This window comes from Catenibacterium mitsuokai (assembly GCF_025148785.1).
Lineage (GTDB): Bacteria > Bacillota_I > Bacilli_A > Erysipelotrichales > Coprobacillaceae > Catenibacterium > Catenibacterium mitsuoka.
This window is the reverse complement of the sequence record NZ_CP102271.1, coordinates 1,612,133-1,624,377: the sequence shown is the minus strand read 5'-3', so window position 1 is coordinate 1,624,377 and position 12,245 is coordinate 1,612,133. Positions and strand designations below refer to the sequence as shown.

11 protein-coding genes are annotated in these 12,245 nt (G+C 34.4%); all 11 read left to right on the top strand.

Features of this window, described 5'->3' with window-relative positions; translation table 11 throughout:
• Positions 1 to 243 precede the first annotated feature (243 nt).
• A complete protein-coding gene (locus tag NQ499_RS08515; RefSeq protein WP_259848482.1) occupies positions 244 to 1,494 on the top strand; it encodes an IS110 family RNA-guided transposase in 1,251 nt (416 codons plus the stop codon).
• A 157-nt stretch (positions 1,495 to 1,651) separates the two neighbouring features.
• A complete protein-coding gene (gene recG, locus NQ499_RS08510; RefSeq protein WP_040390025.1) occupies positions 1,652 to 3,652 on the top strand; it encodes an ATP-dependent DNA helicase RecG in 2,001 nt (666 codons plus the stop codon).
• A gap of 33 nt (positions 3,653 to 3,685) precedes the next feature.
• Entirely contained in the window at positions 3,686 to 4,660 is a 975-nt protein-coding gene (gene plsX / locus NQ499_RS08505; RefSeq protein WP_006506221.1) for a phosphate acyltransferase PlsX, read from the top strand.
• The gene (gene rnc / locus NQ499_RS08500; protein WP_006506220.1) at positions 4,660 to 5,352 is read left to right on the top strand and encodes a ribonuclease III; all 693 of its coding nucleotides are present in this window, start codon (positions 4,660 to 4,662) and stop codon (positions 5,350 to 5,352) included. Before plsX ends, rnc begins: the two co-directional genes overlap by 1 nt.
• A 102-nt stretch (positions 5,353 to 5,454) precedes the next feature.
• Positions 5,455 to 6,918, top strand: a complete 1,464-nt coding sequence (locus tag NQ499_RS08495; protein ID WP_006506219.1) for a nicotinate phosphoribosyltransferase — start codon at positions 5,455 to 5,457, stop codon at positions 6,916 to 6,918.
• Positions 6,915 to 7,739, top strand: coding sequence for a prephenate dehydrogenase (locus NQ499_RS08490; protein WP_006506218.1), 825 nt, complete (start codon positions 6,915 to 6,917; stop codon positions 7,737 to 7,739). Before NQ499_RS08495 ends, NQ499_RS08490 begins: the two co-directional genes overlap by 4 nt.
• A 143-nt stretch (positions 7,740 to 7,882) precedes the next feature.
• Positions 7,883 to 8,416, top strand: a complete 534-nt coding sequence (locus NQ499_RS08485; protein WP_006506217.1) for a helix-turn-helix domain-containing protein — start codon at positions 7,883 to 7,885, stop codon at positions 8,414 to 8,416.
• Positions 8,417 to 8,430: 14 nt separating this feature from the next.
• Positions 8,431 to 9,474, top strand: a complete 1,044-nt coding sequence (gene potA, locus NQ499_RS08480) for a spermidine/putrescine ABC transporter ATP-binding protein (protein WP_006506216.1) — start codon at positions 8,431 to 8,433, stop codon at positions 9,472 to 9,474.
• Positions 9,474 to 10,343 (top strand): ABC transporter permease, encoded by an 870-nt coding sequence (locus NQ499_RS08475; protein WP_006506215.1) that lies wholly within the window; start codon positions 9,474 to 9,476, stop codon positions 10,341 to 10,343. Before potA ends, NQ499_RS08475 begins: the two co-directional genes overlap by 1 nt.
• Positions 10,318 to 11,124 carry an ABC transporter permease gene (locus tag NQ499_RS08470; RefSeq protein WP_006506214.1) on the top strand — a complete coding sequence of 269 codons (807 nt, stop codon included), beginning with the start codon at positions 10,318 to 10,320 and terminating at the stop codon, positions 11,122 to 11,124. The genes NQ499_RS08475 and NQ499_RS08470 overlap by 26 nt, the downstream gene beginning before the upstream one ends.
• Positions 11,108 to 12,154 (top strand): ABC transporter substrate-binding protein, encoded by a 1,047-nt coding sequence (locus NQ499_RS08465; RefSeq protein WP_006506213.1) that lies wholly within the window; start codon positions 11,108 to 11,110, stop codon positions 12,152 to 12,154. Before NQ499_RS08470 ends, NQ499_RS08465 begins: the two co-directional genes overlap by 17 nt.
• The last annotated feature ends 91 nt before the right edge of the window (positions 12,155 to 12,245 follow it).

Here is a 12,245-nt window from a genome sequence, read left to right as displayed (position 1 = left end):
GTGTGCCTCTCGATATAATAGTATAATCAAAGAGAGGTGGTATACTACAGAGCACGTAAGGGTGAGTAGGCAATTCTACTCAAATAGAATATCCTGAATAATTATAAGTCGCCGCTATCTTTTCAAGCACAAATAAGTTGGACTTAGAGCCAGGACACTTATGATTGTACAATCAACTGAGTGATTAGCTTAGATAGCAGTCAATGCCACTTCTCTTCTTTCATTGAAAGGAGAGATTTTTTTATGAAGATTGTTAGACCAATCTGCTGTGGCATGGATGTTCACAAGAATATCATTGTGGCTACAATCGGTATTACTAATAAGAAAACTCGTATTACCGAATACATCCAAGAAACGTTTTCAACTTTAAACTCTGATTTACTGAATCTTAAGCAGTGGCTCATTAATCACAAATGCTTTGATGCATGCATGGAATCTACTGGTAAATATTGGATTCCAATTTTCAACATCTTAGAAGACGAAATCAATATTTACTTAACTCATCCAAAATATGTCAAAGCAATTAAAGGGAAGAAGACTGACAAGAAAGATTCAAAATGGATCTGTGATTTATTTAAACAAGATCTAATCAAATTTTCTTTCATACCGCCCAAAGAAATAAGAGCTTTACGAGAAATATCTCGCTATCGCTATAAATTGGTTGGGATGCGTTCCTCTGAACGTAATCGATATCAGAACTGTATGACAGTTTCCAATATCGGTATTGGTTCTGTATTTTCAGATCCGTTTGGAAAGTCTGCACAAGCAATCATGAAAGAAGTACTTGAGTCAGATATCATTGAAGATGAGAAAATTTTGAAATGTATCCATAGATCGTGTAAAAATAAAGATAAGATTCTAGATTCCATTAAACACTGCAATATTGAAACTGATCAAAGGTTTAAAATGAATGAGTCAATGACTCATATGGAAGAATTACAAGTCCATATTGATAACTGTGAAATCGAAATGATGAAACGTGCAGCACCAATGTTCGATCAATTCATGCACATCACCCAACTACCAGGCATCAGCACTTTATCTGCAATCCTTATTATTTCAGAAATCGGAGTAGATATGAAACAATTCGAATCAGATAAACAACTAACCTGTTGGGCTGGATTAGCACCTGCAAATAACGAAAGTGCTAATAAGAAAAAATCAGTTCGTATTTCTAAAGCAGGTCAATATTTAAAACCTTTATTAGTTCAGTGTGCTCTTGGAGCAATCAAAGATAAGGAGGGCTATTTTGGAATTAAGTATTCTCGTATCAAAAAGAGACGAGGTCACAAGAAAGCCATTATCGCAATTGCAAGAATGATGCTTGTCAGTATATACCATATGATTCTTACTGGAGAGACATTTAATCCTTCAGATTATGAATCATTTAAAAATCCTAAGCCACCTATAAAGCAACAAGTTTTAACAGAAGAATCAGCAATTGAGTTTCTTAAGAAATCAGGTTTTGACGTTTCTAAATTAACTAAACTATAATATTCAATTATTCTATTTTTTCTAAATTATTCAAACTTGTTTTTAAGTTAGTCTTTTTTTATACGTTTTGATTGATTTTTGTTTCACACTTTTCTCCTTTTTACTATTATATGATATACTTAATGAAATGTATATGTTAATCAAAGGTGGTGATATTATGGACGAATTAAAAAAAGTAACAACAAGTCAAAATAGAATAGATTTATTACATGCTTCCTCTATTGATACGTTAGAAGATCTTATTTATCATTATCCTTATAAATATGATGAAGTGAGTGAAATATGGCCTCCAGTAGAAGATAAATGCTGTGTAGAGGGAGTTATCATAAGTAGTCCTAAAGTATTTTATAAAGGACGTTTTTCCCGTATGACATTCAATGCGTCTATTAAAGGCAATGACTATACAGTCACAATCTTTAATCGACATTTTCTTCGCCCTCATTTAACACTTAATCGTATCGTTACTTTACAAGGTAAGGTAGAAGGGAATCGTCTCACTGCTTCTAATATATTATTAAAGAATCTAGATCAATTATCAGGTATTACACCTGTCTATTCATTAAAAGATGGTCTCACAAGTCATGCCTTTTCCCAATATGTTAAAAAAGTATTAGGGATGAATATACCTATTGAAGATGGGCTTCCTATAGAGATAAGAGAAACAGTTGATCTCATGAGCAAGAAAGAAGCGCTCTATGCAGTCCATTTTCCGATGAACCATGAACAACTACAAAAGGGTATTAAAACTCTTAAGTATGAAGAATTCTTAAACTTTGAACTGGCTCTTTCTTATCGCAGAATGCAAAGAGAGCAGGAAGTAGGATATGCAAAGGACTTTTCTTTAGATGAAGTCAATGCCTTTATTCATACTCTTCCCTTTAAATTAACGAAAGATCAAAAACAAAGTGCAAAAGAAATATTGTTAGATCTTCATAATCCAACAATCATGTATCGATTTTTACAGGGAGATGTAGGAAGCGGTAAGACAATTGTGGCAGCTATAGGGTTATATGCGAACTATTTAAGCGGTTATCAGGGGGCTTTAATGGCACCGACTGAAGTACTGGCAACGCAACACTATAGTAAGCTTAAAAAGACATTTGAAGCATACAATATGAATATTGCGTTACTGACAGGATCGCTCACTTTAAAAGAAAAGAAAGAAATCTATGAAGGGTTAAAGAGCGGTGTAATTGATTTGGTGATTGGTACACATGCTTTATTTCAAGAGAGTGTTCATTATAAGAATCTAGGATTTGTGGTAACAGATGAACAGCATCGCTTTGGAGTGAAACAAAGAAAAGCCTTAAAACAGAAAGGTGAAGGTGTTGACTTCCTTGTCATGAGTGCGACTCCTATACCTAGAACACTTGCAATGAGCTTATATGGGGATATGGATGTTTCAAGTATAGAAACAAGACCGGAAGGTAGAAAGCCTATCTTAACAAAATATTTTGAAGGTAGTTCCATGAAACCTTTCTTGAAACAATTAAAGAGTTATTTATCACAAGATGGACAATGTTATGTCATCTGTCCTTTGATTGAAGATAACGAAGATCTTCCATTAAAAAGTGCTTTGACTATTTATGAAGCAATGTCTTCTTATTTTAAAGGACATTATCAAACAGGACTTCTTCACGGTTCTTTAAAGGATGAAGAGAAAAATGCAGTGATGCAGGATTTTAAAGATAATAAAATACAGATTCTAGTCTCTACGACAGTTGTAGAAGTAGGGGTTGATGTCCCCAATGCGAATATGATGGTTATTTATAATGCAGAAAGATTTGGCTTATCTTCTATCCACCAGCTACGTGGCCGTATTGGAAGAGGAGATCAACAAGGCTATTGTTTTTTGTTATCTGAAGCACAGGACGAGCCAGCAAAAGAGAGACTGCACTATCTAGAAGAACATGATGATGGATTTGAAATATCACAGTATGATTTAAAAACAAGAGGGCCAGGAGAACTATTAGGTGATAAACAGAGTGGTCTTCCAGCTTTTATGATGGGTGATATTTTTAAAGATATGAATATTCTAGAAGAGACAAGAAGATATGCAATTAAGATGATTCATGACTATTATAAGTACGGGGAATATGAAAACTATATTGAGATGATCAAGAAAAAGATAAAAAAAGGGAATGAATATATTGATTAGTTATGATATTATGTAACTGACGAGGTGATTTTTATGAAATTAGCAATCGATGCGATGAGCGGAGATTTAGGTAGTGCACCTGTTGTGGAAGCCTGCAGAAAGTTTGCAGAAAAGCATCCAGATGTTGAATTATATGTGACAGGTAAAAAAGAAGAATTAACAGCTTTAGAATCTATTAATTCTATTCATATTGTAGATGCACGTGATGTTGTATTAATGACGGATAGTGTATTAGGTGTAAGAAGAAAAAAAGAATCTTCAATGGTGAAGGCTTTAATGATGGCCCGCAAGGATGAAGTAGATGGTGTTGTATCATGCGGTTCTACAGGCGCTTTTTATACTGCTTCAATGTTGTTTGTAAAGCGTATTGAAGGAGTGGAAAAATCATGCTTAATGGCAACTCTTCCTACATATAGCGGCAATAGTACTTGCTTGATGGATGTTGGTGCCAATGCGACTAATACAGCAGAACAACTACAGGAATTTGCAATAATGGGTTCATTATATAGCAAACTTGTATTAGATAAGGAAAATCCAAAGGTTGCTTTACTTAATATTGGTGCAGAAGATCATAAGGGTGATGAAATGCATCAGGAAGCCTATAAACTATTAAAAGGCTGTGATAAGATCAATTTTACAGGGAATGTAGAAGGTAGAGATTTGTTGTCTGGTGATATTGATGTTATCGTGACAGATGGATTTAGTGGTAATATCGCATTAAAAGCATCAGAAGGTGCAGCTATTCTTCTTATGAAGGCACTTAAAGAATCTTTATTTGCGACATTAAGAGGTAAGATTGGTGCATTATTTGCGAAAACGCAATTATATGTGTTAAAAGATCGTTTTGATTATAAATCAGTTGGTGGTGCTTTATTTATGGGCTTTGAAAAAGCAATTGTTAAAGCGCATGGCAGTTCAGATGCCAAGGCAGTTTATAATGCAATGGAACTTGTATATAGAATGGTAGACTTAGATGTTGTAGGTCGTATGAAAGAAGGACTTCAATAATGAAAATATTAGATTTCTTACAGAAAGAAAACATTCCTTTTAAGCGTATTGGTCTTTATAAGGAAGCATTTACTCATTCATCTTATGCCAATGAATCAAATGCGCATATTCCTGATTATGAAAGACTAGAATTTATGGGAGATGCTGTTTTACAGCTATTTGTATCAGAATTCATTTTTGCATTACATCCAGAATATAAAGAAGGACAGTTAACACAGCTTCGTTCTAAACTTGTAAGAGAAGAATCATTGGCACGTTTTTCTGAAGAACTTCATTTGGGTGAACTTCTTTACTTAGGTGTAGGTGAAGAAAAGAGTGGCGGACGTCATCGTGAAAGTGTTCTTGCAAATATTTATGAATCATTTATAGGTGCGCTTTATTTAGATTGTGGTAAAGAACAGGTGATTCGTATTCTTGAAAAGACAATCTTCAAACATGTCAATGAAGTGAATGAATTTGATGATATCACTGACTATAAGACTAAATTACAGGAATTAGTGCAGTCAGATGACCGCAAGACTGTCAGCTATCATGTTAAGAGTTCAACTGGACCAGCCAATGCCCCTGAATTTGTTATCGAAGTTATTTTAGATGATATGATTTTAGGTACTGGTAAAGGAACAAGTAAAAAGCGTGCCGAACAGCATGCGGCAAAAGATGCATTAATGAAAATGGCAAAGAAGGCTTCATAGTCTTCTTTTTCTTATGCGTAAGTTTTGTAAAAAAAGACAAATCACTTTACTTTTTGTATAATGATAGTATGATAAAAAACAAACAAGTTAGGAGATTACAATATGGGAAATAGTACAGTAAGTGATGCAAGAAATATAACTCTTGTCATGGACTTTTATGAATTAACAATGTCATATGATTATTTTAAACAGGGAAAAAAGGATGAAATTGCATATTTTGATATGTTCTATCGAAAGAATCCTGATAATGGTGGTTATGTCATCATGGCAGGATTACAGCAGTTGATTGAAGCTATCAAAGATATGCACTTCTCAAAGGGGGATATTGACTATTTACGTACTTTAAATATGTTTGATGAAGAATTTTTATCTTATTTAGCTGATTTCAAGTTCGATGGTACAATCTGGGCTGTCCCTGAAGGAACACCTGTATTCCCTTATGAACCATTAGTCACTGTTAAAGGAAAATTGATTGAAGCACAGCTATTAGAAACTTTCCTTTTAGTGACAATTAACCATCAGTCTTTGATTGCGACTAAAACACATAGAATTGTACAGGAAGCTAAGGGCCGTCCTGTTATGGAATTTGGCGCAAGAAGAGCACAGGGATATGATGGTGCAACATATGGCGCAAGAGCCGCTTATATTGGTGGAGCAGCAGGAACTGCTACAGTATCAGCAGGTAAAGCTTTTGGTATTCCAGTACTTGGTACAATGGCACATTCTTTTGTTCAGTCATTTGACACTGAATATGATGCATTTAAAGCCTATGCTGAAATCTATCCAGATTCATGTATTCTATTGGTAGATACATATGATACATTAAAGAGCGGTATTCCAAATGCGATTAGAGTCGCAGAAGAAGTATTACAGCCAATGGGTAAGACATTAGCGGGTATTCGTATTGACTCAGGAGATATCGCATATCTTACTAAGAAAGCAAGAATGATGCTTGATGTTGTTGGATTAACTGATACAAAGATTTCTATTTCTAACTCATTAGATGAATATTTAATCCGTTCTGTACTTGAACAGGGTGCACGTATTGATTCATTTGGTGTAGGGGAAAACATGATTACATCTAAGTCTTCACCAGTATTTGGTGGTGTTTATAAGATGGCGGCTATGGAAAAAGATGGTCAGATTGTTCCTAAAATCAAGATTTCAGAAAATAAAGAAAAGATTACTAATCCAGGCTATAAGAAGGTCTATCGTTTAATAGAAAATGAAACAAATAAAGCGATTGCGGATATTGTAATGTTTGCGGATGAAACAATTGATCCAGAAAAGAATCTCACTATTTACTCTCAGTATGATAAATGGAAGAATAAAACATTAATAGGTGGGTCTTATACATTCTTTGAATTACAGAAACCTATCTTCGTGGATGGTGAATGTGTGTATGAAGAAAAGACACTTGAAGAAATCAGAGAAAACGTTAAAAAACAGGGTACATTATTATGGGATGAAATATTCCGTTTAGAATACCCACATGCTTATTATGTAGACCTTTCTGAAAGACTTATTGACTATAAATTAAAGATGCTTGAGGAAAAACGTGGATGAAAATTACAGTAGTAGGATTAGGCGTTATTGGCGGCAGTTTTGTTAAGGCGCTAAAAGGAAAGGGTTATGAAGTTTATGGTATCGATACAAACCAGCAGACTTTAGATATGGCTAAAGAAGAGGGCTGTATTATTGATGGTTATCTAGATGGAAAAGATATTATTCCTGAAACAGATCTAACAATCATCTGCCTTTACCCAAGTCTTGTCTTAGACTTTATTAAAAACAATCAATTTAAACCGGGAAGTATTGTTACAGATGCTGTAGGAATTAAGTCTTATTTCTTAAGAGAAGCACTATCTATCGTTCCAGAAGATGTAGAATATATTTCTATTCATCCTATGGCAGGTAGAGAAAAGAAGGGCTACCAATATGCCTCTAAACAGGTATTTGAAAATGCGAACTTCATTATTGTCTATCATGATGATAATAAGAAATCTACTATAGATTTTGTTCAGGAATTCTCTAAACAGTTAGGCTTCCGTTCAGTTAAGATCATGTCTCCTGAAGCACATGATGAAATTATCTCATTTACTTCTCAATTACCTCACTGTCTGGCTGTATCGCTTATGAATAGTGATGATCAGAAATATGAGACAGGAAAGTATATTGGCGACTCATTTAGAGATCTCACGCGTATTGCGAATATCAATGAAGACTTATGGGATGAATTGTTTATGAATAATAAGCAGTATCTTCTTGCTTCTATCGAACGCTTTGAAGAACAGCTAGACCTTCTTAAAAATGCGATTCGTGATAATGATGATGAGACTTTAAAGGCGGCATTTAGAAAATCTACAAAAAGAAGAGAACATTTGTAAGAATGTTCTTTTTTTTGCTTCGGAAGTTTAATATATAAAACAAAAAGTTTAAAAAAGAGGTTGAAAGATATCTTTATAAGTGTATAATATTGTTGTTTGATTAAGTGAACAAAAAGTTAATTATATAAAACAGGGAGGATTAGATGGATCTCGGAAGGAAAATTAAACAGCTGCGTCTTGCAAACGACTTAACTCTTGAAGAACTTGCAAACCGCAGTGAATTATCAAAAGGTTTCCTCTCCCAGGTTGAAAGAAATCTAACATCACCATCTGTCGCAACACTTGATGATATTCTTGAAGCATTAGGTACTAATCTTCATGATTTCTTTGATCAGCAGGAGGATGAACAGCTTGTTTTTGGCGAGAAGGATTTTTTTGTGAATGAACAGGATGATTACATCATTCACTATATCGTACCAAATGCTCAGAAAAATGAGATGGAACCTATTCTTATTGAACTAGAAAAGGATAAACGTTCAATGAAGATGGAACCTCATGGTGGAGAAGAGTTTGGTTATGTATTAGAAGGTAAAGTCGTTCTTCATTATGGGATGCGAGAAGAAATTGTTAAAAAGGGTGAAACATTTTATTTGAAGGGCACACGTGCACATTATTTAGAGAATCAGTGGGAAAGAAAGGCGAGAGTGATCTGGATTTCTACACCACCATTATTTTAAATGAGGAGAGTTTTATGAAGAAAATTATTGAATTAGATAATCTGACTAAATCATTTGATGGCCAGGTCATCCTAAAAGGAATTCACCTAGACATCTATGAAAATGAATTCGTAACACTTCTAGGGCCAAGTGGATGCGGAAAAACAACTACGCTAAGAATCATGGCAGGATTTGAAGAACCTGAATCAGGTACTGTATTATTCGATGGTATGAACATGGAAGGTGTACCACCTTATAAGAGAGAATTAAATACTGTCTTCCAGAAGTATGCTTTATTCCCACATATGGATGTTTATGATAATGTGGCTTTTGGTTTACATATTAAGAAGATGCCTGATGAAATTATTGATCATAAAGTAAGAAGAATGCTAGAACTTGTAGGCTTAAAGGGCTTTGAGGAAAGAAACATTTCTCAGTTATCTGGTGGTCAGCAGCAGCGTGTTGCGATTGCAAGAGCTCTTGTTAATGAACCAAAAGTACTTCTTCTTGATGAACCATTAGGCGCACTTGACTTGAAACTAAGAAAAACAATGCAGATTGAATTAAAGAAGATTCAACAGCAGGTAGGTATTACTTTCGTTTATGTTACTCATGATCAGGAAGAAGCACTTACTATGTCTGATAAGATTGTTGTTATGAACGAAGGTATGATTCAGCAGATTGGATCGCCTATAGATATCTATAATGAACCTGAAAATAGATTTGTTGCCAACTTCATTGGTGAATCTAATATTGTAGAAGGTCATTTCATTAAGGACTATCTTGTCGAATGGCATGGTCAGCAGTTTGAATGTGTAGATAAAGGATTTGAAGAAGGTCAGGAAGTAGATATTGTATTACGTCCTGAAGACTTAGATATTGTAGAACCAGGTAGAGGTAAAATTGCAGGTGAAGTCGTATCTGTTATCTTTAAAGGGGTACACTATGAAATCATGGTACGTACAGAAAATCAGGATTATAAGATTCATACAACAGATTTAACAGAAGTAGGAAAGAAAGTAGATTTAGATTTCTGGCCTGAAGATATTCATGTCATGGAACCAATGGGTACTTATTAATGAAACAGTATAAAAAACTCATTACACCTTATGTCCTATTTCTATTCCTGTTAACTGTATTGCCGATGGTGTTGATTGTATTCTATGCTTTTACACAAAAGGCATCTGCAATCAAGACTTTTGAATTTACATTCGCTAACTTTGCGAAATTCTTTGATCCAATCTTTGTCCAGGTATTAATTAAATCATTTGGGCTTGGATTACTTACTACATTTATCTGTTTATTGATTGGTTATCCAGTGGCTTTTATGATTTCTAAGTGTAAACAGCATACTCAGACTATTCTTATTATGCTTATTACTATTCCGACATGGATCAACCTTTTAATGCGTACTTATGCATGGGTTTCTATTTTATCTAGAAATGGTATTTTAAATAACATCCTAGGAATGCTAGGATTAGGATCATTTAGAATGTTATATACTGATGGAGCGGTTGCAATTGGGATGATTTATAACTTCCTTCCATTTATGATTCTGCCAATCCATACATCTTTAACTAACATGGATCCTTCACTTGTAGAAGCAGCTTATGACCTAGGTGCAAATAAAATTACGGCCTTCTTTAAAATTACTTTTAAACTTTCACTAGGAGGCGTTTTAACTGGTATTACAATGGTATTCTTACCAGCTATCAGTGAATTCGTTATTCCGAAGATGTTAGGTGGAGGACAGTATTCATTGATTGGTAATTTCATTGAAAACCAGTTCATTACTGTAGGTAACTGGCATTTCGGTAGTGCTGTATCACTCATCTTAGGTGTGATTGTCATTATTTCTATGGCACTCATCTACCGCGCTGAAAAGAAGACAAATAATGAAATTGAACAGGGAGGACTTACTAATGCGAAAAGAAAAAAAGCTCAGTAAAGTGATTATTATTTCACTTTGTATGGTCTTCCTCTATTTCCCAATATTTATTATGGGAGTTTTCTCATTTAATGGTGCGAAGTCTTTATCACATTTTGGCGGCTTCTCAGGACGCTGGTATGTACAGTTATTTAATAACACGCAGCTATTAAATGCTATCTTTGTATCAGTGAGTATTGCGGTCATTGCGACTATCTGTTCAGTTGTTTTAGGGACAATCACTGCCATTGCATTATCTAAATCTAAAAAGACTATCAGAACACTTGTGCAGCAGGTGAACAATCTGCCAATCATGAACCCTGAAATCGTTACAGCTATTTCTTTGATGTTATTGTTTAGTTTTGTGAGTTTTGAAAAGGGTTATATGACAATGTTACTTGCTCATATTGCATTCTGTACACCATATGTTATTACAAATGTTTATCCTAAAGTAAAGCAGTTAGATGATAATCTAGCAGATGCGGCCATGGATTTAGGGGCAACACCTTTCCAGACATTGACAAAGGTGATCATTCCTCAAATCAAGCCTGGTATCTTTGCGGGAGCACTTTTATCATTTACTATGAGTTTTGATGATTTCATCATTTCATACTTTGTATCTGGTAATGGTGTAGAAAATATTTCTATCGTCGTATATAACATGTCTAAACGTGTTGATCCAAGTATTTACGCGTTATCTACAGTTATTCTTGTAGTTATTTTAATTGGGGTATTATTAGGCACTTTTGTACCATATATTTATTTAAAGAAGAGAGGGGTAAAAAATGAAAAAGCTATTTAAAGGGTTACTTTGCGTTGCAGTTATCTGTGGCCTAATGACTGGGTGTGGGTCAAAAAACTATAAACACACATTGAAAGTATTCAACTGGGGGGTATACGCTGATATGGACGTTATTAAGGCGTTCCAGGATGAATATGACTGTAAGGTTATTTATGAAACATTTGATTCAAACGAATCAATGTATACTAAATTATTAGGTGGTAACCAGTATGATGTATTAGTACCATCAGATTATATGATTGAACGTATGATCAAGGAAAATCTTTTACAGAAGATTGACTGGTCTAAGATTACTAGTAAGAAATCATTAGATACTAAAGTATTAAACCAGCAATTCGATCCTAACAACGAATACTGGGTACCTTATTTCTGTGGTAACGTAGGTATCGTTTATGACAAAACACAGGTTAAAAAAGAAGATTTAAAAGCAGGATGGGAAATCCTACGTAATACTAAGTACAAGGGTAACCTTTATATGTATGACTCTGAAAGAGACTCTATGATGGTTGCTTTAAAGGCTTTAGGATACTCTATGAACACAACTAATGAAAATGAAATCCAGGCCGCTTTCAATTGGTTGGTAGAACAGAGAAAGACTATGGATCCTACATATGCAACAGATGACTCTATCGATAACATGAAGAATGGTGAAAAAGCACTTTGTGTTATGTATTCAGGTGATGCAGCAGATGTAATGAAAGAAAACCCAGATATGGGCTTCTATATGCCAGAAGAAGGGACTAACTATTGGTTTGATGGATTTGTTATCTCTAAGGATTGTAAGAACACAGATATGGCTAATAAATTCATTAACTATATGATTTCTGATAAGAACGCTTTCTTAAATACACAGGAAGTAGGCTATTTAACTACTAATACTGTAGCAGCAGCAAAAGCTAGAAAGAAAGAATTCAAGAACAACAATGCTTATAACATGCGTGTTGGACCAAAAGATGAATGTTTCAACTATCAGGATACAAAGACTAAAGAAATGTTTAGTAACTACTGGACAAAAGTTAAAGCAAAATAACAATAATTATGGTGATTCTAGTTTCTAGAATCACCATTTTTTTCTATCTTTGTAAGCATTCTCTTAGGAGTTCTGATAAAAAAGATATAAT

Bases quoted from the DNA above. Each gene is read 5' to 3' on its own strand.
- NQ499_RS08515 (WP_259848482.1), top strand. From the start codon at position 244: ATGAAGATTGTTAGACCAATCTGCTGTGGCATGGATGTTCACAAGAAT.
- recG (WP_040390025.1), top strand. From the start codon at position 1,652: ATGGACGAATTAAAAAAAGTAACAACAAGTCAAAATAGAATAGATTTA.
- plsX (WP_006506221.1), top strand. From the start codon at position 3,686: ATGAAATTAGCAATCGATGCGATGAGCGGAGATTTAGGTAGTGCACCT.
- rnc (WP_006506220.1), top strand. From the start codon at position 4,660: ATGAAAATATTAGATTTCTTACAGAAAGAAAACATTCCTTTTAAGCGT.
- NQ499_RS08495 (WP_006506219.1), top strand. From the start codon at position 5,455: ATGGGAAATAGTACAGTAAGTGATGCAAGAAATATAACTCTTGTCATG.
- NQ499_RS08490 (WP_006506218.1), top strand. From the start codon at position 6,915: ATGAAAATTACAGTAGTAGGATTAGGCGTTATTGGCGGCAGTTTTGTT.
- NQ499_RS08485 (WP_006506217.1), top strand. From the start codon at position 7,883: ATGGATCTCGGAAGGAAAATTAAACAGCTGCGTCTTGCAAACGACTTA.
- potA (WP_006506216.1), top strand. From the start codon at position 8,431: ATGAAGAAAATTATTGAATTAGATAATCTGACTAAATCATTTGATGGC.
- NQ499_RS08475 (WP_006506215.1), top strand. From the start codon at position 9,474: ATGAAACAGTATAAAAAACTCATTACACCTTATGTCCTATTTCTATTC.
- NQ499_RS08470 (WP_006506214.1), top strand. From the start codon at position 10,318: ATGCGAAAAGAAAAAAAGCTCAGTAAAGTGATTATTATTTCACTTTGT.
- NQ499_RS08465 (WP_006506213.1), top strand. From the start codon at position 11,108: ATGAAAAAGCTATTTAAAGGGTTACTTTGCGTTGCAGTTATCTGTGGC.